Raw genomic sequence first — 22,655 nt, 5'->3', positions numbered from 1 at the left:
GCATTACTCCTTGTGCATCAGACCGTTGCAGCTTCTTCGGCCAGTGTCGGATAATCAATATAGCCGACTTCGCCGGGGAAGTACCACGTTACGGGCACACCCTTGTTCGGATTGATGTGCGCACCTTTGGCAATGCGCTCAACCAGATCGGGGTTGGAGATGTAAGGGCGGCCAAAGCTGATCGCATCGGCCCTGCCCGAAGCGACATCATCAGCCGCTTCTTGCGCGGTATAATCGCTGTTGAGCACGACCGGCCCGGTATAGATCTTGCGGAACATGCCGTCCTGCTTGGGCACATCAGTAGCCCCGAACGTGCCATCCGGCCCCGGCTGGCGCAATTCGACAAAGCTGACGCCCAGTTCCTCGAGCACGCGCGCCGCTTCACCAAAGACCGCTGCGGGATTGCTGTCATCCACGCCCTGCGAATCGCCATTAGGCGACAAGCGCACCGAGACACGGTCTTTGCCCCAGACCGCGATCAGGCATTCGGTCACCTCGCGCAACAACCGCACCCGGTTTTGCGGGGAACCGCCGTATTCGTCCTCACGCAAGTTGGTGCCATCGCGCAGGAACTGGTCGATCAGATAGCCATTGGCAGCGTGGAGTTGCACCCCATCAAACCCGGCCTTCTTCGCGTTTTCGGCAGCGAGGGCATAGTCAGCGACAAGTCGCGGCATTTCATCCAGACGCAGGGGCCGCGCTGTGGCGAAATCCTGCTTGCCCGCAGGCGTGTGGGCTTGGCCCGGCGCGCGCGTGGCCGATGACGATACCGGCGGCTCGCCCCCCAGGAAGTAGGGATGCACGATCCGGCCCATGTGCCAGAGTTGCAGAATGATACGCCCACCGGCGGAATGAACGGCCTCAGTTACAGGCTTCCACGCTTCGGTCTGTTCATCGCTCCAGATGCCCGGTGCACAGGGCCAGCCCAAGCCTTCGCGGCTGATCCCGGTGGCTTCGGAAATGATCAGCCCCGCGCTGGCGCGTTGGCGGTAATATTCCACCATGATGTCTGTCGGCACGCTATCTGCATCGGCCCGCCCCCGTGTGAGCGGGGCCATGATAATGCGGTTGGGCAAATCGATGGCGCCCAGACGGATGGGCTGGAACAGTGGTTCATGCATGCTAGGGGTACTCCTGATAATTCCATTTTGCGACGCCACTCGGTTTCGCTTTGCAACTGGATTAAGCACGGCCGATGACGAATTCAAGTGACAGTGCCGGGCCAGCGTCACCAAAAGCCATGCATTTCCTTGCCTTGCTGACAGGAAACTTTGCTTTGGCATTGGGTCCATGGTTTGTCCGCATCGCCGATAGCGGGCCGGTTTCCGCAGGCCTGTGGCGGTTGTTTCTGGCGCTGCCGCTGCTCGCCTTGTTTGCCAGAGTGCAGCGCGAACCTTTGTGGGGTTATGCCGCGAAAGATTGGTGGATATTGGTCGGCGCGGGCGTGGTTTTCGCGCTCGATCTGGCGAGCTGGCATGTCGGCATCGAGATGACCAAGCTGGGCAATGCCACACTGTTTGGCAATTCGGGCAGCGTCATCCTGATGATCTGGGGCCTGATCGCGCTGCACCGCCGCCCCCATCTGCGCGAATATGCCGCCGTTGCGATGGCGCTGGGCGGAGCAGGGCTGCTGCTGGGCCGGTCGATGGAAATCGATGCGCGCACCCTGATCGGCGATCTGTTCTGCATCCTCGCCGGACTGTTTTACGTCGTCTATATCCTGATGGTGCAAAACGTGCGCACCCGCTTCGGATCGTGGAGCCTGCTGTTCTGGTCGAGCGTTGCGGGCGTGCCCGTGCTGTTGTTTACCGCCGTGGCGCTGGGCGAACCGGTGATGCCTGCCAACTGGTGGCCGCTGATCGGGCTGATGTTTGCCAGCCAGATTCTGGGCCAGGGCCTGCTCGTCTATTCGCTCGGCCACTTCCCCCCGCTCGTTATCGGTCTCGTACTGCTCACACAACCCGCCGTATCAGTCGTGCTCGGCTGGTTCGCGTTCGGCGAAATGCTCAATCTGCCCGACGCCATCGGCATGGCGCTGGTGGGCGCAGCGCTGGTATTGGCAAGAGTTGCCCAGCCCGAGGCTGAGGCAGGCTAACCCCTAACCCCCAAACGGCCGCGCCCCCAAATCGCCCATGCCCACGGTGCCGCTGGCCATGTCGAGCATGCGGTCGAGACTTTTCTTGGCAGCCAGACGCAGCGGTTCTTCGATGTCGATGCGGGGCTGCAAATCGCGCAGCGCGATGTAGAGCTTTTCCATCGTGTTGAGCGCCATGTAGGGGCAGATGTTGCAGTTGCAGTTGCCGTCGGCTCCCGGCGCACCGATGAAGGTCTTGTCCGGAATCGCCAGTTGCATCTGGTGGATGATGTGCGGCTCGGTAGCCACGATCAGCGTATCGCCGGTGAAGGTTTTGGCGTAATTCAGGATGCCGCTGGTCGATCCCACGTAATCGCAGTGATCGATGATGTGCGGCGGGCATTCGGGGTGGCCTGCCACCGGCGCGCCGGGATGCTGCGCCATCAGTTTCAGCAATTCGGTTTCCGAAAACGCTTCGTGCACTATGCACACGCCCGGCCAGAGCAGCATATCGCGCCCGAACTTGCGGTTCAGATAGCCGCCAAGGTGGCGGTCAGGGCCGAAGATGATCTTCTGTTCGGGCGGAATCTGCGCAAGGATCGTCTCCGCGCTCGATGACGTCACGATCACGTCCGACAGCGCCTTCACCTCGGTCGAGCAGTTGATATAGGTCAGCGCGATGTGATCGGGGTGGGCTTCGCGGAACGCCTTGAACTTGTCGGGCGGGCACGAATCTTCAAGGCTGCATCCTGCGTCCAGATCGGGCAGGACCACGATCTTCTGCGGGGAAAGGATCTTGGCGGTGTCGGCCATGAACTTCACGCCGCAAAACGCGATCACTTCGGCATCGGTGGCTGCCGCCTTGCGCGAAAGCTCCAGTGAATCGCCCACGAAATCGGCCAGATCCTGAATTTCCGGGCGCTGGTAATAGTGCGCAAGGATCACCGCCTTGCGCTCGATCCGCAAACGGTCGATCTCTGCGCGCAGGTCAAGGCCAGCAAGGTTCGTTGGTTGGGCAGTCATGACGTCACGTTCTCCCACCCGGCGGATCATGCCGGGCCGATACGCGGACTTAGGGACCGCGTGGCGCTCCCGCAATAGGAATGGTCTTGCCGGTCAGTCGAAAGTGACGTCGACTTTGGCCTTGGTATAGCCCGCCACTTGCAGCGGGATCGAAAGGTTCTGGCTTATCGCGGCTTTGGCGGCTTGCCGCGCAAGGTCCATCAAAACCGGATTTGCGGCCTGCGCCACGGCTTGCCCCTCGGCCAATTTGGTATTGTCGCGCGTCAGCTTGTCTTGCGCTTCGCGGGTGATCCATATGCCATCGCGCAGATATTGCGCGCGCGCCTCGTCCAGATTGGGGCGGCTGACGGTCAAAGGCGGCAGCTTCACGCCCAGCGTTTGCGTTTGCGCATTCCACGAAAGCCGTTCGCGCCCGATGGCGGCAAGGTTGATCGTATAATCCACCCGCGCCGGGATCACCGCCACTTGCTTGGCATTGACCAGCCCGAACAGGCGGGAGTCATCGCTGGATACCACAGGGGCCAGTTCGGCGCTGAACACGGTCAGCGTGTTTTGCCGTTCAAAGGCGACAAGGCTGGTGGCGAGAGGATCGCCGATATCTTCAGGCTGCCACAGCTTCCAGCCAAGGAACGCCGCGGCGGCCAAAGCCAGCAAAAACAGGCCCCACGGCAGCATCGATCTGCGCGCCAGACTGGCCTGATGGCGCGGTGCGGTCAGGTTTGGATCATCCATTGTTCACCCCTAACGGCCACACGGCCCTGCCGTTCCAGATCGATCAGATGCGCCAGCACCGAACGCCCGGCCGCGCCATGCAGCCGCTCATCCAAGCCTTTATACATCGCCGCGACGAAATCGGGGATATGCTGCGGCCCCGCCTCTTCCAGCAAGCGCAGGATCTGGCGTTCGCGCTGGCGACGGTGGCCCAGCATGCCGCGCACCAATTGGCGCGGATTATCGATCTGCGGCCCGTGCGCGGGGTAAAGCACGCGGTCTTCGCGATCATACAGCTTTTGCAGGCTGGCCATATAGGCCGCCATATCGCCATCGGGCGGCGAGACGACCGAGGTGGACCAGCCCATCACATGATCGCCGGTAAACAGCGCGCCGCTTTCCAGCACCGAATAGCACAAGTGATTGCTGGTGTGACCGGGTGTTGCCACCGCTTCCAGCGTCCAGCCATCGCCGGAAAGCCGCTCGCCATCGCTCAACACGCGGTCAGGCATATAATCGGCATCAAACGCGGCATCGGCGCGGGGGCCGTCATCGACCAGTGCCAGCGGGGCACAGCCGATGATCGGTGCGCCGGTTGCCGCCTGCAACGGGCGCGAGGCGGGGCTGTGATCGCGGTGGGTGTGGGTACAGACAATCGCCACGATCCGTGCATCGCCCACCGCCTTCAGGATCGCATCGACATGGCCCGCGCCGTTCGTGTCCGCATGACCGGCCACGCCGGTATCATCCGGCCCCGGATCGATCACCGCCACTTCCGCACCTGCACCCACGATATAAGTCTGCGTGCCTGTGAAGGTATAGGGCGAGGCATTCGGAGCCAGCACGCGCCGCACCAGCGGTTCAAGCTGTTCGGACAGGCCGGTGGGCCAGTCTTCGCGGTTCGGGATGGGGGGCAATTGGGCCATATCGGTTGCTATGGGGATTGCACGGCATCCATGCAACCTTGCGCATCGGCTTGCGGCGTATCACACTGCCCGCGATGCAGACCAAATACGATCTCGCCGTGATCGGTGGCGGCGTGAATGGCGCGGCGATTGCGCGCGATGCCACCGGGCGCGGGCTGTCGGTCCTGCTGCTGGAACGTGGCGATCTGGCGCAAGGCACCTCGTCTACCTCAACCAAGCTGATCCACGGCGGCTTGCGTTATCTGGAACACCACGAATTCGCGCTGGTTGCAGAAGCTTTGCATGAACGCGAGATCCTGTGGAAACAGGCCCCGCACATCGTCTGGCCGATGCGGTTCGTCCTGCCCATCGTGCCCGAAGGCCGCCCGTGGTGGATGCTGCGCACGGGCCTGTGGTTTTATGATCGGATCGGCGGGCGCAAGGCCTTGCCGCCCACCACGCGCGTCAAACTCGATGGCCGCATGGGGCTTCAGCCCGAAGTGCGGCGCGGCTATGAATATTCCGATTGCTGGGTGGATGATGCGCGGCTGGTGGTGCTGCTCGCGCGCGATGCGGCAGATCGCGGGGCCGATGTGCGCACGCGCTGCGCGGTGACCAAGATGACGCGCGAAGGCCAGTTCTGGCGGATCGAAGCAGGCGACGAAGTGTTCCATGCCGACATGACGGTCAATGCCGCCGGACCGCAAGTGGGGCAAGTGATGGACACAGCCCATGCGCCGCGTCCCGGCCTGTTGCGCCGCGTGCGCGGTTCGCACATCGTGGTGCCGCGCCTGCACGATGATCCCCGCGCCCTGTTTCTGCAATTGCAGGACGGGCGCGTGTGCTTTGCGATTCCGTGGCAATATGCCTTCACCCTGATCGGCACGACCGATAGCGAAGACGGTGCCGATGCCGATCCGCCACAGGCCAGCGAGGCCGAGATTGCCTATCTCCTCAATGCCGCCAACCAGTATTTCCGCCGCAGTTTGAAGCGCACAGATGTAGTCCACACTTTTGCGGGCGTGCGGCTTTTGGCCGATGATGGTTCGGGCCGTCCGGAAGCTGCGACGCGCGGTTACCGGTTCGATCTGGATCGCGGCACCGATCACCACTCCGCCCCGCTGCTCACCGTGCTGGGCGGCAAGATCACCACGCATCGCACGCTGGCAGAGGCCGCATTGGAACGTCTTGGCGTCATGGAAAACGCCGGATGGACCGCCACCGCGCCCTTGCCCGGCGGCGATTTCACCCCCGACGGGCTGGACGAGGCCGACAATACCGCACCGGTGGAGCAGGAAATCCTTGCCCAAGCGCAACACTTGTCCCGCCCCACCGTCCACCGCCTCGCCCGCGCTTATGGCACCGAGGCTTTGGGCTTTGTGCGCGGCGATATGGGACGGCATTTCGGCCAAGGCTTCACCGAAGCCGAACTGAACCACCTCACCACCCGCGAATGGGCACGCACCACCGACGACGTCCTGTGGCGGCGCTCCAAACTGGGGCTGTGGTTCAGCGAAGATGAGGTGGCCGCGTTGGGGGCTGCGCTGGAAGCGGGTTAGGGGGTGTGTTTAGCCAAAAGCTGCTGTGCGTGAAAGGACGCCTTAGCTGAGGTAAGGACCGAGGGTGGCGTCCGCCCGAAACGTCGCCATCTGCCAGTTATTGAGAAAACCGTAACTTGACCTGTCTATCCAAGCCTATGGCGCTTGTTGCGCCGGAGATGGCGTGATGGTTTATTCGATTGGCAAAGTGAGCGTCTATGAGACGGAGCCGGACAATACGGTTGTCGGTACTCAGGACGGCGTTTGGGACAAGGTTGAATACCTGCACCCTGATTCAGTGGACAGGCATGCCAAAGGCGAAGAGAACCATAGCAGGCGTTTAGGTTATGGCTATCCGATCGCACCAGAGACTGCGCCCAAGACCGTGCTGTGGAAAAGCAAGACCAAACTCCCGCCCGACTATGCCTTTGGCAACAACGAAATAATGCTCGTTTCGTCTCGGTTTCGAGACTTGGTGGAGCGTTTCGAACCGGGTATTCATCAGTTTTTGCCCGTTGGAATGTACTTCAGCAAGCAGGACGAGAAGCCGTTTGATACATTCTACTGGTTTGTCTGCTGTCAGTTGATCGACAGTCTGGATCCAGACCATACCACAATACCGTGGCGAGGTTTTTACGACGAGCGAATGGAAGATGGGCTGCGGCGCGGTCGATGGCACATCAATGCTGAAGCGCAGCCTCCGCAGAAAGATGTGTTCAGTTTGAAAGCGATCGGCGACCGCCATCTGTGGCGTGATCCCTATTGGTCGCGAGGTATGGTGCGCTGCTCCAACGAATTTGGCGAGGCTCTCCGCGCTACAGAGCTGACCGGCTTCGGCATTTCGCAAAGAGAACAAGTTTAAGCCTGCGCAGTTATTGAGAATTACGGGGACAGTGAGAATTACGGGGACAGTATACTTTATTGCGTGTTTGCTAAGCGACACCATAAAGAAGTTGGTTCGCGCAGAGATGTTTCGCGCAAAGACGCGATGACGCCAAGAACTTGCGCAATGTCTTCGTGCCTTTGCGCGATCAATCCTGCTCTGCGCTCTTTGCGGTCTCTGCGCGAAATAGAAAGAAAGCCTCACCCCGGATCAAGTTGTAGAGACCGGTAAGAGGGTGGAGTAAGCGTGTCCGCCCGCCTCCCGTTGCAGACCGTCCGTCAGGCCGCGTCGCCCACGGCGTGCGACAGCCGTTCGCGCAAGCGGCGTACTGCGCTGTCGCCCGAAAGGCCTGCGGTGCGCCATGATTGCTCCAGCCGCTGGATGCGTTCGTAGAGGCGTTCGCTTTCGATCACCAGTTCGCGAACGTCATCCGGCAGGGTGGCCACGATATCGGCCTCGCTGGCGGGGAAATTGGCGATCAGCCGGCCGTGACGGCGCAATTGCAGTTCGGAAAGCTCGCCCGCAAAGTGTGCGCGGTGGTTCAGCAGCCACGCAAGGCAGTGCATCACGCGGGTGGTGGTGCGCAGCGCCTCGCACGAGATTTGCACGCGGTGTAGGTCCTCGCCCTCTTCGATGCTGGTTTGCGCGCCGGTGCTTTGCCGCAGCCTTTCAAACCGCGCGCGGACATTGTCGGCGAGGCTCAAGGCTTCGGCATAGAGCGCTTCGACGATGCGCGGGTTCAGGCTGGGCATGAGGGCCATGGCTTTGCGCATAAGCTGGCAATCGCCACACCGCTAGCCAGTGATCCGCCTAGCTTGTGTGCAATCCTTGGACGTTTCTTAACGGGACATGTTGCAGTGCGGCACAACTTTGCCGGAAATCTGATTAATATATTGAAATTATGCGATAATATCTGGAATTAGGTAATCCTCGATCATCGCAATCTGGTCTCTCAGCAACAATTTGCGCTTTTTAAGGCGAGCAATCTGCAATTGATCGCGCGCGCCCGCGCCGGTCAGGGCATCGATCGCAGCGTCAAGATCGCGATGTTCAAGGCGCAAGGTGGCAAGCCGCTTGCGCATTTCCTCTTCAGTCACGTTTCGCATTACTCCAACGATCAATTAAGTGCCGCGCAGAAACCGGATGTTAACACCCGATACGGTCTAACCCGTAAAGGATGCACCCCGGCGCGGTTTGATTTGCAAGATACGGCGAATGTGGGAGCATGACAACGCGCTGTTCGGATGAGTCGGATTGATGTCACGCAATCCGCCATCCAGCAGCGCCGCCCCGCACGGGGTTGGCCTGTGCTGGGTTTCTGACGAGGGCATTCACCCTTTATGGAGGATACGCATGGAATCGACGCACATCAGCGCTCTTCAAACCAAGCATGCCGGTCTCGAACGGCAAATCCACGCAGAAATGAACCGACCCCTCCCCGATGAAACGCTGGTGGCCCAACTCAAGCGAAAAAAGCTCAAGATCAAGGAAGAGCTATCGCGATTGCATTGATGCAGCGCACCCTTTGATCAGCAGAGAGCCGCCCCGCCCGGGCGGCTCTTTCTGTTTGGGGCGTTGAACACGATAGGTGCGGACACCCTCCCCGCTGCGAGTAATTTCGCCTTTGGCTCAATAAGTCTCGCTCCCCTCCCTCAAGGGAGGGGCTGGGGGAGGGTTTACGGCGATTGCGTTCGCAAAAGGAATGAATGGCCTTCGGTTCGGGCGGCGTGTGTGTGGAGGCACCCCCCGCATACGAATGTCGCATCCACATCGGATTTCACACGACATTCCCAAATGCCGCGCGCTAATGTAATTGATGATCATGCTTAGTGCCGTCGCCGCCGCCCGCCAGATCCTCACCTCGTTGCACGAGGTCATGGCCTCGCGCGCCAATGCGCAGGCCAAGCTTAACCAGATCGTTGAAGTGATTGGCGAAAACCTCGATTCCGAGGTCTGTTCGATCTATCTCCTGCGCGAAGGCATGCTTGAATTGTTCGCCACGCGCGGGCTCAATCAGGCGGCGGTGCACGTTACGCGGCTGGCCACGGGCGAAGGTCTGGTCGGCACGATTGCCGGCAATGTTGAAACTTTGAACCTTGCCGAAGCCGCCGCGCACCCCGATTTTGCGTTCCGTCCGGAAACGGGTGAGGAAAAGTTCCACTCCTTTGCCGGCGTGCCGATTGTGCGGCGTGAACGCGCGGTGGGCGTGGTCGCGGTCCAGCATGTCGAACCGCGCCGCTACGAAGAAGTTGAGATCGAAGCCCTGCAAACCGTGGCGATGGTGCTTTCGGAACTGATCGCCAATGCCGAACTGATTGATGACGAGGAATCGCTGGGTGTGCCCGCGCACCTCACCGGACCGGACCGGATCACCGGCCTCACGCTGGTCAAGGGCCTCGCCAGTGGGGTGGCGGTGTTCCACCAGCCGCGCGTCACCATCGAACACGTCGTGGCGGAAGATACCGAGGCCGAGCGGCAGCGGGTTTACCTCGCGTTCGACAAGATGCGCGAACAAATCGATCGCATGGCCAGCCAGGCCGAATTCGGCGTGGGCGGAGAGCATGAGGAGGTTCTCGAAACCTATCGCATGTTCGCTTATGACGAAGGCTGGTCGCGCCGGATCAACGATGCGATTGATTCAGGGCTGACCGCCGAAGCCGCGATTGAACGCGTGCAGCAACGCACCCGCATGCGCATGCGCCAAATCGATGATCCGCTGCTGGCTGACCGGATGCACGATCTGGAAGACCTGTCGAACCGATTGCTGCGCACGGTATCGGGGCAAGTCGGCACGGCGGCGACGATGGGCCTTAAAGGCGATGCCATCCTGATCGCGCGCAATTTGGGGCCTGCCGAACTGCTCGAATATGATCGCCGCCGGTTGAAAGGCGTGATCCTTGAAGAAGGTTCTTTGACGGCGCACGTGGTGATCGTGGCGCGCGCGATGGGCATTCCAGTGGTCGGCCGCTTGCGCGCGCTGCGTGGCAAAGTGCGCGAAGGCGATCACCTGCTGCTTGATGGCGATCAGGGCGTGGTTGATGTGCGCGCCGCGCCAAGTTTGATCGAGGCGTTCGAGGCGCGTTTTGCCAAGAACCGTGAACGGCAGGCGCATTATGTTTCGATGCGCGATGTTGAGCCGTTCACCCGTGACGGCCAGCGCATCACCGTGCTGATGAACGCCGGGCTGCGCGATGATACGCCGATGCTTAACCTGACCGGCGCTGATGGAATCGGCCTGTTCCGCACCGAATTTCAGTTCCTGGTCTCGGCCACGCTGCCATCGCGTGAACGCCAGACGCGGCTTTACCGCGATGTGCTTGATGCGGCAGGCGATCGGCCGGTGGTGTTCCGCACGGTCGATATCGGCGGCGATAAAGTGCTGCCCTATCTGCGCCACAACGATGGCCAGAATGAAGAGAACCCCGCGATGGGCTGGCGCGCGCTGCGTGTCGCGCTGGAACGTGGCGGCTTGCTCAAAGTGCAGGCCCGCGCCTTGCTGGAGGCAGCAGGCGGGCGCACGCTCAACGTGATGTTCCCGATGGTTACCGAACCGTGGGAATTCGAGGCGGCCAAGGAAGTGTTCGAAGGCCAGCTTGCGTTCTTGCGCAAACAGAAGAAGCTGATCCCCGAAGCGATTCGCTATGGCGCGATGCTTGAAGTTCCGGCGCTGGCCGAATGCCTCGATATCCTCGCGCCCAAGCTTTCGTTCCTGTCGATCGGCACCAACGATCTCACGCAGTTCCTGTTTGCCGCAGATCGCGCCAATCCCAAGCTGGCAGAGCGCTACGATTGGCTCTCGCCCGCGATCCTGCGGTTCTTGCGGCGGGTTGTGCAGAATGTGGCACCTTATGGCACCGATGTGACGGTGTGCGGCGAAATGGGCGGGCGCAGACTGGAAGCGCTGGCTTTGCTCGGCCTTGGCATCACACGGCTATCGATCACGCCTGCTGCGGTGGGTCCGGTCAAGGAACTGGTCCGCAAAGTGGACATCGCCGAGATTCGCGCTGCGATGGACGGATGGCTGGCCAACCCGCCCAAAGATATGCGCGGAACTTTGGCGGAATGGGCCTGTGCAAAGGGGATTGAATGCGATTGATGTCCTGATCTGTGCATTTCATCGCGCAATCGGGGTATTTTCGGTTAATGCCGTTGACATTGTCAGCTTTGCCGCGATTTCTTAACACAGGGTCGCAATGCAGATATGCAATAATATGGGAGTTATCCCTTGGCGGAAGCCGATGGTCTAAACGACATCACGAATGTTGATTCCACCCCGCTGCCAGCGGGCGAACCGCGCCTGTCCGGCGTGGCCGAAACCTTGCGCGCCGCGCGTGAAGCCGCCGGGCTTGATATCAAGCAATTGGCCGCGCTCACCCGCGTCACCAGCCGTCACCTGATCGCGCTCGAAGCAGGCGATTATGCGGCCTTGCCCGGACGGCCATATGCATTGGGTTTTGCCAAGACATATGCCCGTGCAGTGGGGCTTGACGATAAGGCCATTACCGAGGCGGTGCGGGCAGAGCTGGATCAACAAGCCCCGGCACCTGCTCAGCGCTTGCTGAACCAATTTGAAGTGGGCGATCCGGCCAAAACGCCAACCCGCCTTACAGTGTGGTTGGCCGCAGGTCTGGTTGTGGCGATCGTGCTGGCGGGCTTCGTGTTCTGGCGCAGTTATTATCTGCCTTCGGTGGATTTGCCTTCGCTCATTAGTGATGAGCCAGCTGCAGCCGCGCCCAGCCAAGTTGCGGTTGTGCCGCTGCCCACGCCAGCGCCCGATGGCCCGGTCGTGTTCACCGCAATGGAAGAGCGGATCTGGGTGAAGTTCTATGATCTGCAAGGCCAGCAGATCCTGCAAAAGGAACTGGCCCTGGGCGAATCGTTCACCATCCCGTCAGGCGCGCAAGAGCCGATGCTGCGCACGGCGCGGCCTGATGCCTTGTCAATTACGGTAGGCGGCCAGCCCGTCCCGCGCATTGCCGAAACCGAAGGCCTTGTAAAAGACGTGCCGGTGAGTGCTGCGGCACTGCTGGCGCGCGGCACGGAACCTGCGCCGACAGCCAGCGCTGCTCCTGCGCCAACGCCGGTTGCGTCTGCCGCCCCCCGCAGGCGTCCATTCGCGCCGCGCCAGCAAGTTGCAGCTCCAGTTGACGTGCCGGTTGCGGATGTTGCGCCAGCACTTTTTGAAGAAACTCTGCCTGCGTCCACCGGATTGTAAACCACCCTATCTCGACTTGAGCGTGATACTACGGCATTCTCATAGTAATTGGGAGCTTGTGGCGCGCAGTGTTCGGCATGGCGCGTTGTAATTGCACGGGAATAATAATGACCATCACGTTGCGCGGATCACTTTCACTTGCCGCCATTGCGCTGGGGCTGTCTGCACCACTTGCAGTGCCGATCATGGCACAAACGGCACCCAAACCCCCGGCGGTGCAAGTCGATCCCGAAATGCGCCTGCGCCGGATCGAGGCTGAAATTCGCGCGGTCCAGCGCAAAGTCTTCCCCGAAGGCGTCGGCAAAACTTTCGTTCCCGAAATCACCGCAGGCCAATCGACCGCCGCACCTACCGGCACACCTGCCGCGCCTGCGGTATCGGATCTGCTTGCGCGGATGGACGCGGTCGAGGCGCAACTGGCACGGTTGACCGCGCAAATCGAAGAAGGCCAGAACCGCGCCGCCAAAACCGAAGAGCGGCTGGCCAAGCTCGAACTTGCCTCGGCCCCGGCTTTGGGTGAGCCTGAAGTCCAGCCTAGCGCTGCGGCAACAACACCTGCCCCGCTTGCACCTGTGACGCCTGCACCTGTGACACTTGCACCAAAGCCGGTTGCAGCCAAGCCCGCCACAATCGCACCAACATCGGCCAAGCCTGCGGCCAAACCGCTTACCCCTTCGGCCACGCGCCTTGCTGCGGTTCAGGCCATTGAAAAGCCGGCCGATGGCGATACCGGGACGAACGAATACATGTATGGTTTCCGCTTGTGGGAGGCCAAGTTCTATCCCGAAGCGCAGCAGCAGTTGCAGATTTACGTGGATCGTTACCCCAAGCACAAGATGATCAGCCAGGGCCGCAATTTGCTCGGCCGCGCGTGGCTTGATGATGGCAAGCCGGGCACGGCAGCGCAGTTCTTCCTGCAAAACTATCTTGCCGATAAGAAAGGCAATCGCGCACCCGATAGCCTGCTCTATCTCGGCGTGGCCATGGTCAAGCTGAAGGACACCGAAAAGGCGTGTGGCGCGTTTACCGAACTGGCCGCCACTTATCCCGCAGAAGTCGCCGGACGGATCAAGACGCAATATGATAACGCGCGCGCTTCGGTGAAGTGCAAATGATCGCGGGCGACATATGGGCGCCCCGATTGGCAAGGCCGCGCATCGCCTGAACCCTGCTGTCGCGGTGCGTTTTGCCGCATCGTGGAGCGCGATTGCGCCGCCGGGCAAGGTCGGCTTGGCGGTATCGGGCGGGCCGGATAGCCTCGCACTGCTCTTGCTGGCTTGTGAAGTTGCGCCGCGCAACTTTTGCGTCGTCACCGTCGATCACGGTCTGCGCCCCGAAAGTGCGGATGAAGCGACCATGGTCGCGCAGCTTTGCGCCGAACGCGGCATTGCCCACACCACGCTCACGCTTTCGCTCGCCAAAGGCAGTGCGGTGCAAGAACGCGCGCGCCATGCCCGTTATGAGGCGATGGGCAGGTGGGCGCGTGATCTTGGCCTTGCCGCTTTGGTCACCGCGCATCACGCCGATGATCAGGCCGAAACCATGGTCATGCGCCTCAATCGGGGGGCCGGATTGCGCGGTCTTGCCGCGATGCGTCCGCATACCATCCTCGAATACCCACAAAACGCCACCACAATCCTGCTGCGACCCCTGCTGCAATGGAGCCGCGCCGAACTGGTGGAACTGGTTGATAACGCCGGGTTAATCGCCGCAAGCGATCCATCAAACCACGATCAACATTACGAACGCGTGCGCATTCGTGCCGCCATGACGTCAGTCCAAGCCTTTGAATCCAAGGGCTTTGCCGCAGCCGCGAATCACCTTGCCGAGGCCGATCTGGCGCTCGACTGGTCTGCCGCACAATTGTGGTCCCAAGTGATTGAACACGCCGAAGGTTTCACGTGGAACGCCCCTGCCGATCTGCCCAAAACCCTGTCCTTGCGCGTTCTCGAACGTGTCCTGACGGCGTTTGAAGCGCCGCCCCCGCGCGGGCAAGAGCTTGTCCGCTGGCTGGAAACCTTGCGTTCCGGCGGGGTTTCCACGCTGGGCGGGGTCAAGGGCGATGCCAGAGGCATAGGGGCGGGCGGGCCATGGCGTTTCACCCGTGCGCCATCCCCCCGGACCCGACCGCAATAACTGACCTCAGGACAGGTCGCTCAAAAACGGATGCTGCGTTATATTGTCTTTCACCAGCATAGACCTACATTGGTTGCAGCAGCGCCCCCCGGGCGCGAATCCGGAAAGACTTTCGATGAACGACGATCAACCCCAGGGTAACCCGTGGATCAAAAGCCTCCTCGTATGGGGCGGCGTTTTCCTTGCGCTGCTGCTGGTGGTTTCGATGTTTGGCCCACGCACCGATGAAACGGCGACGACCATCCCCTATTCGGCGTTCCGCAGCCAGGTGGGCGAAGGGCTTGTCCGCTCGGTTGAAATCGCGCCAGACCGTATCAACGGCACGCTAAAGAATGGCGGCCAGTTCGCCACCGTTCCGGTTCCGGGTGATTCAGACCTTCCGCGCCTGTTGCAAGACAATGGCGTGCAATATGCGGGCAAGGCGGCTGAACAGCCCAACATGCTGATGTATATCCTCGTCAATTCGCTACCGTTCCTGCTGATTCTCGGCGTTGCGTTCTTTGCGCTGCGTCAGGTGCAAAAGGGCGGCGGATCGGGGGCGATGGGCTTTGGCAAATCCAAGGCCAAGCTGCTCACCGAACGGTCGGGCAAAGTCACCTTCAATGACGTTGCCGGTATTGACGAAGCGCGCGAAGAGCTCGAAGAAATCGTCGAGTTCCTGCGCGATCCCACGCGCTTTTCCAAGCTGGGTGGCCAGATCCCCAAGGGCGCGCTGCTCGTCGGCAGCCCCGGCACCGGCAAGACCTTGCTCGCCCGCGCGATCGCCGGTGAAGCAGGCGTGCCGTTCTTCACCATCTCGGGCTCTGATTTTGTCGAAATGTTCGTCGGCGTTGGCGCAAGCCGCGTGCGCGACATGTTCGAACAGGCCAAGAAAAACGCGCCATGCATCGTGTTCATCGATGAAATCGACGCGGTCGGTCGCCATCGCGGCCACGGCCTTGGCAACTCGAACGATGAACGCGAACAGACGCTGAACCAGCTTCTGGTTGAAATGGACGGCTTTGAGGCCAACGAAGGCATCATCATCATTGCGGCAACCAACCGTCCCGATGTGCTCGATCCTGCGCTGCTGCGTCCGGGCCGGTTTGACCGTCAGGTGGTCGTGCCGATCCCCGATATCGAGGGCCGCGAAAAGATCCTTTCGGTCCACATGAAGAAAGTGCCGCTGGCGCCAGACGTCAACCCGCGCACCATCGCGCGCGGCACGCCGGGCTTCTCGGGTGCCGATCTTGCCAACCTCGTCAACGAAGCCGCCCTGCTCGCCGCGCGCCGCAACAAGCGCCTTGTCGCGATGCAGGAATTCGAAGATGCGAAGGACAAGGTCATGATGGGCGCAGAACGCCGCTCGATGGTGATGACCGACGACGAAAAGAAGATGACCGCCTATCACGAGGCAGGTCACGCTATCGTCTCGGTCAACGAAGCAGCGTCAGACCCGATCCACAAGGCCACGATCATCCCGCGCGGCCGCGCGCTGGGCATGGTTATGCGCTTGCCCGAACGGGACAGCTATTCCTACCACCGCGACAAGATGCACGCGAACCTCTCGGTTTCGATGGGCGGGCGCGTGGCCGAAGAGCTGATCTTCGGACATGACAAGGTATCGTCGGGCGCATCGTCAGACATCCAGTATGCCACCTCGCTGGCGCGCAACATGGTCACCAAGTGGGGCATGTCGGAAAAGCTGGGTCCGTTGCAGTACGAAGAATCGCAAGAGGGCTATCTCGGCTATGGCGGTTCGCAGCGCACGATGAACTCGGCAGAAACGAACAAGCTGATCGACAGCGAAATCCGCGAACTGGTCGAAGGCGCACACACCCGCGCGACGCAGATTCTCAAGGATGCCGAAGACAAGCTGCACCTCTTGGCGCAGGCCCTGCTCGAATACGAAACGCTGACCGGCGACGAGATCAAGGCGTTGATCGAAAACGGCAAGATCGATCGTCCGCAAAACCCCAGTGGCCCATCACGCCCGATTGCGGCGCAAGGCTCTGCGGTGCCGCGCACCGGCAAGAAGTTCGGCGGATCAGGCAGCCCGCAACCGGCGTGACCCGGCCTCTATTGGTGTTATGACGGGGCGGGGGGAAACTCCCGCCCTTTCCTTTGCAACGGCTCTACGCCCTTCAAAGCCTGCGATTTCACCAAGAATTAACCTTGAACGTGCAGTCGGGATCAGGACAGGGTACAGGACGCAACGTGTTCACACCGAGAGAGCAGATGATGGCATTTGCCGGGACCGGCGCGGCGCAGGGCTTCGGCCTGCGCAACGCGCCCCCGCGCGTGCCCGAATCGCCTCGCCTGCCGGAACCTGAACCTGAGTTGGTCCAGACTTTCCGCCTGTCCCGCAGCAATGGCCTCCACGCGCGGGTTGAGCGCTGGTTTGCCCGGAACGATCTGGTGGCTGATCTGGCCGAGGATATTGGCAGCGCGCGCTGGTTTCGCGGGTTTGGCACAATGCTGGGGCTGGGTGCGGCTGCGGTCATGTTCTGGCCCACCTTTGCGCCACTGCAAGCCGCGCCGATCACCGTGCTGGACGATCAGGCGCGCGACGAATTCCGCGTTCAGGGCCTGCGCCCGCTCGCGTTTGGCGCAGGCAATGGCCGCCACATGATCGCCAGCACCGCCGCCGTGATCCCGCTAGCCGCCGCGCCAGAACGGCCCAGCGTCGAACTTACCGCCACGCTGGGCGCAGGGGATAGCTTCCCGCGCATGTTGCAACGCGCAGGCCTCGCCAATGCCGACATCACCAGCGTGCTCGGTTTGATTTCCGCACAAGTGAAGCCCGATGCAATTGCAGCAGGCACGCGCTTTGCCATCCGGCTGGGCGCACGGTCCTCACCGGCAGAAGCGCGCCCGCTGGAACAGCTTTCTTTCCGCCCGCGCTTCGATCTGGCGCTGGATGTAAAGCGCACAGGCGGAGCGTTAGTGTTAGCGAGCAATGCGATCGCAGTCGACAGCGCGCCGATGCGTATTCGCGGCATCGTTGGCGGCAGCCTATACCGTTCGGCACGCGCAGCAGGCGCACCCGCCAGCGCGGTTCAGGCCTATTTGCGCGCGGTTGATCAACATATGGCGTTCGAAGAAATCGCACCGGGCGATGAATTCGACCTCGTCTTCGCCAACCGCCGCGCCATCAGTGGTGAGTCAGAAGCAGGCGATCTGGTTTATGCCAGTGTCATGCGTTCGGGCAAACCCGTGCTGCAATTGCTGCGCTGGGGCAATGATGGCGAATTCTATTCTCCGCAAGGCATGGCGCAAGGATCGCAGGAAACCAGCGGCGCGTTCGGCGCGCCGGTCAATGGCGCAATCACCTCGGGCTATGGCGCGCGCCGCCATCCCATTCTGGGCTATATGCGCATGCATGCCGGTGTTGATTTCGGCGCAAGTTGGGGTGCACCGATCTATGCCACCACCGATGGCCGCGTAAACTATGCCGGATGGCACGGTGGCCACGGCAATTATGTGCGGATCGATCACGGCGGCGGCATTGGCACCGGCTATGCGCATATGAGCCGGATCGCGGTTACGCCGGGAACATCGGTGCGGCGCGGGCAGGTCATCGGTTATGTCGGCTCCACCGGCCTCTCCACCGGCCCGCACTTGCATTATGAAATGTATCGTAATGGCCAGACGGTGAACCCGCTGTCGATTGGCGCGGTTACCCGCAGTGCCGTCATTGATCCGGCGCAGTTGGCAGCGTTCAAATCCAAACTATCGCAAATCACCGCACTCAAGGCCAATAGCGCGATCCGGTGATTGCCCGAAGCCGGTGCAGTCGCTAGGCTCGGTTTCATGTCCAGCTTTCCCCAAACCCGCCTGCGCCGCACCCGCTCCACCGGATGGAGCCGCGCGATGCACCGTGAAGTGCTTGTCACGCCCGCCGATCTGATCTGGCCGCTGTTCGTCACCGAAGGGCAAAGCGTCGAAGATCCCATCGGCTCGCTGCCCGGCGTGTCGCGCTGGTCGGTGGATGGCATCGTAGCACGCGCAAAAGAGGCGGTGTCGCTGGGCATTCCGTGTCTTGCGCTGTTTCCCAATACGCAGGCAGACCGCCGCAGCGAGAATGGCGCCGAAGCGCTCAACCCCGATAACCTGATGTGCCGCGCCATTCGCGCCATCAAGGACGCCTGCGGCGATGATATCGGCGTCCTCACCGACGTCGCGCTCGATCCTTATACCAGCCACGGGCAGGATGGGCTGATCGACGATGCGGGCTATGTGCTGAATGATGCCACGGTTGAGGCGCTGGTCGGGCAAAGCCTCAATCAGGCTGCCGCCGGCGCCGATATCATCGCGCCGTCAGACATGATGGATGGCCGCATCGGCGCGATCCGCGATGCCTTGGAAGGCGCGGGCCACGTCAACGTCCAGATCATGTCCTATGCCGCCAAATATGCTTCGGCATTCTATGGCCCGTTCCGCGATGCGGTCGGCTCCAGCGGGCTGCTGAAGGGCGACAAGAAGACCTACCAGATGGACCCGGCCAACGCCGAAGAGGCGCTGCGCGAGGTTGAAATGGATCTGGCCGAGGGCGCGGACAGCGTGATGGTCAAGCCTGGCCTGCCCTACCTTGATATCGCGGTGCGCGTGAAGCAGGCGTTCGGTGTTCCCGTGTTCGCTTATCAGGTGAGCGGCGAATACGCGATGATCGAAGCGGCGGTTGCGGCGGGCGCGGCAAACCGCGATGCCATGGTGCTCGAAACGCTGCTGGCGTTCAAACGCGCTGGCTGTTCCGGCGTGCTGACCTATCACGCGGCCCATGCTGCGCGCTTGATGGGGGCATAAACGCGTGTACCCAGACGTCTCGATCATTCCGTTTAACGGCAAGACGCCGCGCATTCACGAATCAGCATTTATCGCGCCGGGGTGCCGGATCATCGGCGATGTCGATATCGGGCCGGACGTTTCGATCTGGTATAATTGCGTGATCCGTGGCGACGTGAACTTCATCCGCATCGGCGCGCGCAGCAATATTCAGGATGGCAGCGTCATTCACGTCGATAGTCCTGCGCCGGGAAAGCCGGATGGATTCCCGACGATCCTTGGCGAAGATGTGCTGGTCGGCCATCTGGCGATGGTGCACGGCTGCATCGTCGAAGATCGCGGCTTTGTCGGGTTGGGCGCAATTGTGATGAGCGGCGCGGTGATCGAAAGCGATGGCATGCTGGCCGCAGGCGCGATGTTGACGGGCGGCAAGCGCATCGGTTCGCGGCAATTGTGGGGCGGGCGCCCTGCCACTTACATGCGCGATCTGACCGATGCGGCGCTGGCCGATATGCAGCGCGGCGTGCAGCACTATGTCCACAACGGCCATGCGCACAAGGCGGCGGTGCTTGGCCAGACCGAAGGCTGATCTTCCGTCAGCATCGGCTTTGCATGCCCTGGCCGATGGCGAAGGGCGATTGGCCGTGCGGGTCACGCCGGGCGCACGCAGCGAAGGCGTGGAAATCACCGATGGGCGCGTACTGGTGAAAGTGCGGACGAAGCCGGAGGATGGCAAGGCCAGCGCCGCCGTGCTGGCGTTGCTGGCGCAAGCCTTGGGTGTAGCACCATCAAAGGTTGAAATGTTGCGCGGCGCGACTTCGCGCGAAAAGTTGTTCAGGATTCCGCCGGAAATTTGAACGCAATCGCTGTCATGACGGCACAATAGGCCGCCGCCAACCACAAACAGCCCATCGGCAAGCGGTCTTGCGCAAATGCTCCCATCACCGCGCCTGCCAGCAATCCGCCCCATAGGCTCGCCCATGATGACCAGCCCGTGTTTGGCCGTCTGCCCAGCGCATTGGCAAGACCTTGGCCAAGCTTCACGAGTGCGCCCGTCATATATGTCAGGCCGACGGTCACCTCGCCGCCGCGCTGGAAGGTGTTGTTCAGCGCGCCCATCGCGATGACCAATCCGCCGAGCATCATGGCAGGCAAGCCGAGCCAGCGTCCGGTCGATGCTACGAGCAACATCGCCGTAACCAGCGCCAGCACGGCGGGTTTGTGCAATGTGCCCGCCCAGTGTGCCAGCAGCGCGCCGCCAGTCACCCCGCCAATGAATCCTGCGATCAAGACCGCTGGCATCACCGCATGCGCGGGATGTGTCCCCAATGACACGCCCAACCGCGTCGAGTTGCCAGACATGAACGAAACGAAATAGCCGTCTGCCGAGAGGAACCCGACCGCATCGATGAACCCCGCCATAGCAGCAAGTGCAATGGCAAAAGTGCGGCGCGGGCGGTCGTACTCGATCATCGGGCCGGCTTAGGGTGCAAATCCTTCTTGCGCCATGCACTTTGCCATACGCTCCAGCACTTCAGACAGGGCTCGGGCGATATCCGCATCAGCAGGAGCGACATCAGCGAAGGCATTGATACGCTTGTGAGGGCTAGTGCCGGGTGCTTCAGCAGCTTGTTTGGCCAGGGGTGGTACTCCATCCAGATAGCAGTCGCGCAAGCTGTTCCTCTGGGCGGCCCTGCGCCGGGCGTCATTGATCCGCGTCAATCCGCGATCAGCGCTTTCAGCGTGGCGAGGCGGTCTGCTTCATGCGCGGGCTTATCGCTGCGGATGCGGCTGATCCGGGGAAAGCGCATAGCGACGCCCGATTTGTGACGCTTGCTGATGTGGACCGAATCGAAAGCCACTTCGAACACCAAAGACTTGTCGGTTTCACGCACCGGCCCGAATTTGGCGACGGTGTGCTGCCGCACATGGCGATCAAGCTCCTTCAACTCGGCATCGGTGAACCCGAAATAGGCCTTGCCCACTGGCAAGAGTTCCGCACCCTGATCGGGATCGCCATTCCAGCAGCCAAAAGTGAAATCGGAATAAAACGACGAGCGTTTGCCTGACCCACGCTGCGCATACATCAGCACGCAATCGATCAGCAACGGATCGCGCTTCCATTTGTACCACAACCCCGTGCGCCGCCCCGCCACATAAGGGCTGTCACGGCGCTTGAGCATTACGCCCTCGATGGCCTCATCACGCGCACGGGCACGGATTTCGGCAAGCTCGTCAAAGTTCTTGGCCGCAATCACCTGGGATATGTCGAAACGCGCCGGATAAAGCGCTGGCATCAGCGCTTCCAGCCGCGAGCGGCGCTGCTCCCACGCTTGTTCGCGCAAGTCCTCCTTGCCCTCAATCAGCAGATCATAGAGCCGCACGAATGCCGGCGAATCACGCAGCATCGCTTTGGACACGGTCTTGCGGCCCAAGCGTTGCTGCAAGGCGTTGAAGCTGGCCGCACCGCCCGCCTCACCGCCCTGATGCGCGCCGCGTACCAGCAATTCGCCATCGAGCACGCATGGCATGGTCAATGCGGCGGTCACTTCGGGAAATGTCGCCGAGATATCATCGCCGCTGCGCGAATAGACGCGCGTCTCACCTGCTACGTGGACAATCTGCACCCGGATGCCGTCCCATTTCCATTCCGCCGCATAGTCGGCCAGATCAAGGCTATCGGCCTCAAGCGGATGGGCGAGCATGAACGGGCGGAACAGCGGCAGAAGATCGGTACGCGGCGGTGCTGCGCCATTCGCGGCCCATTCGAACAGCGGCAAATAGGGCGCTGTCTGCCCGTGCCAGAACTCCTCGACTTCCTCCACCCGCACAGCGAAGGCCTGTGCAAACGCCACTTTCGCCAGCCTTGCTGAAATGCCGATACGCATTGCGCCGGTTGCAAGCTTGAGAAAGGCATAGCGTCCGTTGACGTCAAGACGGTCCATCAGTCCGGCCACGGTGGCGGGCGCAGTCGCGCGGTTGGTGGCGGTCAGCGTTCCGACCACTTCGGCCACGGTCGGCGCAGGCCCCTGTTCGCCCACGGGTTCGGGCCACAGCAGGCTCGCGGTTTCGGCGGTATCGCCCACGTATTCGCGGCTGAGCGCCCACAGCACCGGATCGACCCGCTCTGCCATCAGCGCGCGGATCAGGCTGGCCTTTACCGCCGGAAAATCAAGCCCGTCGGTCAGCGCGGCCAGCGCCCATCCGCGATCCGGATCGGGCACCTCACGCAAATAGGTCGCCAGCAGCGCCAGCTTGGCATTGCGCGAAGGCGTGAGCACGAGGGCATCGAGCAATGCGGCGAAGCGTTTCAAGCCGTTCCTCCCCCACAGGGGGAGGGGGACCATCCGCAAGATGGTGGAGGGGCACAGGCGGATATGCCGTGCCTTGCCGAGGGTGGCCCCCC

The 22,655-nt window shown here is 61.6% G+C and carries 21 protein-coding genes; 13 read left to right on the top strand and 8 right to left on the bottom strand.

Annotation, left to right across the window (positions count from 1 at the left end):
- Positions 1 to 17: 17 nt before the first annotated feature.
- Positions 18 to 1,121, bottom strand: a complete 1,104-nt coding sequence (locus IP81_RS06160) for an alkene reductase (protein WP_054107115.1) — start codon at positions 1,119 to 1,121, stop codon at positions 18 to 20.
- 74 nt (positions 1,122 to 1,195) lie between these two features.
- Between IP81_RS06160 and IP81_RS06155 the strand changes: the two genes are divergently transcribed.
- The gene (locus tag IP81_RS06155) at positions 1,196 to 2,095 is read left to right on the top strand and encodes a DMT family transporter (RefSeq protein ID WP_054107114.1); all 900 of its coding nucleotides are present in this window, start codon (positions 1,196 to 1,198) and stop codon (positions 2,093 to 2,095) included.
- Positions 2,096 to 2,098: 3 nt separating this feature from the next.
- Here the strand turns inward: IP81_RS06155 and nadA are convergent, their stop codons facing one another.
- The 3 genes from nadA to IP81_RS06140 all read right to left on the bottom strand — a co-directional run bounded on the left by nadA (position 2,099) and on the right by IP81_RS06140 (position 4,734).
- Complete coding sequence (gene nadA / locus IP81_RS06150; RefSeq protein WP_054107113.1) at positions 2,099 to 3,097, bottom strand: quinolinate synthase NadA; 999 nt, start codon at positions 3,095 to 3,097, stop codon at positions 2,099 to 2,101.
- Positions 3,098 to 3,190: 93 nt separating this feature from the next.
- Positions 3,191 to 3,829, bottom strand: a complete 639-nt coding sequence (locus IP81_RS06145) for a DUF4230 domain-containing protein (protein ID WP_054107112.1) — start codon at positions 3,827 to 3,829, stop codon at positions 3,191 to 3,193.
- Complete coding sequence (locus IP81_RS06140) at positions 3,811 to 4,734, bottom strand: MBL fold metallo-hydrolase (RefSeq protein ID WP_054107111.1); 924 nt, start codon at positions 4,732 to 4,734, stop codon at positions 3,811 to 3,813. The genes IP81_RS06145 and IP81_RS06140 overlap by 19 nt, the downstream gene beginning before the upstream one ends.
- A 74-nt stretch (positions 4,735 to 4,808) precedes the next feature.
- On the opposite strand from IP81_RS06140, the gene IP81_RS06135 reads away from it, so the two are divergent.
- Together IP81_RS06135 and IP81_RS06130 are read left to right on the top strand one after the other, a co-directional pair.
- Positions 4,809 to 6,272, top strand: coding sequence for a glycerol-3-phosphate dehydrogenase (locus IP81_RS06135; protein ID WP_054107178.1), 1,464 nt, complete (start codon positions 4,809 to 4,811; stop codon positions 6,270 to 6,272).
- Positions 6,273 to 6,438: 166 nt separating this feature from the next.
- Complete coding sequence (locus tag IP81_RS06130) at positions 6,439 to 7,113, top strand: imm11 family protein (RefSeq protein WP_054107110.1); 675 nt, start codon at positions 6,439 to 6,441, stop codon at positions 7,111 to 7,113.
- Between the two features lie 299 nt (positions 7,114 to 7,412).
- Here IP81_RS06130 and IP81_RS06125 read toward each other — a convergent pair whose 3' ends face one another.
- Positions 7,413 to 7,895, bottom strand: coding sequence for a DUF1465 family protein (locus IP81_RS06125; RefSeq protein WP_231626249.1), 483 nt, complete (start codon positions 7,893 to 7,895; stop codon positions 7,413 to 7,415).
- A gap of 138 nt (positions 7,896 to 8,033) precedes the next feature.
- Positions 8,034 to 8,231 (bottom strand): YdcH family protein, encoded by a 198-nt coding sequence (locus IP81_RS06120; RefSeq protein ID WP_054107176.1) that lies wholly within the window; start codon positions 8,229 to 8,231, stop codon positions 8,034 to 8,036.
- 256 nt (positions 8,232 to 8,487) lie between these two features.
- Between IP81_RS06120 and IP81_RS19580 the strand changes: the two genes are divergently transcribed.
- The 10 genes from IP81_RS19580 (at position 8,488) to IP81_RS06075 (ending at position 20,106) form a co-directional block, all read left to right on the top strand.
- Positions 8,488 to 8,646 (top strand): YdcH family protein, encoded by a 159-nt coding sequence (locus tag IP81_RS19580; RefSeq protein ID WP_082356020.1) that lies wholly within the window; start codon positions 8,488 to 8,490, stop codon positions 8,644 to 8,646.
- A 304-nt stretch (positions 8,647 to 8,950) separates the two neighbouring features.
- Entirely contained in the window at positions 8,951 to 11,230 is a 2,280-nt protein-coding gene (gene ptsP, locus IP81_RS06115) for a phosphoenolpyruvate--protein phosphotransferase (RefSeq protein WP_054107109.1), read from the top strand.
- Between the two features lie 129 nt (positions 11,231 to 11,359).
- Complete coding sequence (locus tag IP81_RS06110) at positions 11,360 to 12,349, top strand: helix-turn-helix domain-containing protein (RefSeq protein WP_054107108.1); 990 nt, start codon at positions 11,360 to 11,362, stop codon at positions 12,347 to 12,349.
- 107 nt (positions 12,350 to 12,456) lie between these two features.
- Positions 12,457 to 13,464 carry a tol-pal system YbgF family protein gene (locus tag IP81_RS06105; RefSeq protein WP_054107107.1) on the top strand — a complete coding sequence of 336 codons (1,008 nt, stop codon included), beginning with the start codon at positions 12,457 to 12,459 and terminating at the stop codon, positions 13,462 to 13,464.
- A gap of 13 nt (positions 13,465 to 13,477) precedes the next feature.
- The gene (gene tilS, locus IP81_RS06100; protein WP_054107106.1) at positions 13,478 to 14,485 is read left to right on the top strand and encodes a tRNA lysidine(34) synthetase TilS; all 1,008 of its coding nucleotides are present in this window, start codon (positions 13,478 to 13,480) and stop codon (positions 14,483 to 14,485) included.
- Positions 14,486 to 14,600: 115 nt separating this feature from the next.
- On the top strand, positions 14,601 to 16,535 hold the full coding sequence (gene ftsH, locus IP81_RS06095) for an ATP-dependent zinc metalloprotease FtsH (protein WP_054107105.1): 1,935 nt from the start codon (positions 14,601 to 14,603) through the stop codon (positions 16,533 to 16,535).
- Between the two features lie 146 nt (positions 16,536 to 16,681).
- Positions 16,682 to 18,241, top strand: coding sequence for a M23 family metallopeptidase (locus tag IP81_RS06090; RefSeq protein WP_231626248.1), 1,560 nt, complete (start codon positions 16,682 to 16,684; stop codon positions 18,239 to 18,241).
- Positions 18,242 to 18,277: 36 nt separating this feature from the next.
- Complete coding sequence (gene hemB / locus IP81_RS06085; protein ID WP_054107103.1) at positions 18,278 to 19,270, top strand: porphobilinogen synthase; 993 nt, start codon at positions 18,278 to 18,280, stop codon at positions 19,268 to 19,270.
- A gap of 4 nt (positions 19,271 to 19,274) precedes the next feature.
- Positions 19,275 to 19,838, top strand: a complete 564-nt coding sequence (locus IP81_RS06080) for a gamma carbonic anhydrase family protein (protein WP_054107102.1) — start codon at positions 19,275 to 19,277, stop codon at positions 19,836 to 19,838.
- On the top strand, positions 19,819 to 20,106 hold the full coding sequence (locus IP81_RS06075) for a DUF167 domain-containing protein (protein WP_054107101.1): 288 nt from the start codon (positions 19,819 to 19,821) through the stop codon (positions 20,104 to 20,106). Before IP81_RS06080 ends, IP81_RS06075 begins: the two co-directional genes overlap by 20 nt.
- On the opposite strand, the gene IP81_RS06070 is transcribed toward IP81_RS06075, so the two are convergent.
- Together IP81_RS06070 and IP81_RS06065 are read right to left on the bottom strand one after the other, a co-directional pair.
- Complete coding sequence (locus IP81_RS06070) at positions 20,084 to 20,722, bottom strand: YoaK family protein (protein ID WP_054107100.1); 639 nt, start codon at positions 20,720 to 20,722, stop codon at positions 20,084 to 20,086. The two genes, IP81_RS06075 and IP81_RS06070, sit on opposite strands and share 23 nt — an antisense overlap.
- 245 nt (positions 20,723 to 20,967) lie before the next feature.
- On the bottom strand, positions 20,968 to 22,563 hold the full coding sequence (locus IP81_RS06065) for a cisplatin damage response ATP-dependent DNA ligase (protein WP_054107099.1): 1,596 nt from the start codon (positions 22,561 to 22,563) through the stop codon (positions 20,968 to 20,970).
- Positions 22,564 to 22,655 lie beyond the last annotated feature (92 nt).

Source organism: Novosphingobium sp. AAP83 (assembly GCF_001295795.1).
Classification (GTDB): Bacteria; Pseudomonadota; Alphaproteobacteria; order Sphingomonadales; family Sphingomonadaceae; genus Novosphingobium.
This window is presented reverse-complemented; position numbering and strand designations above follow the sequence as displayed.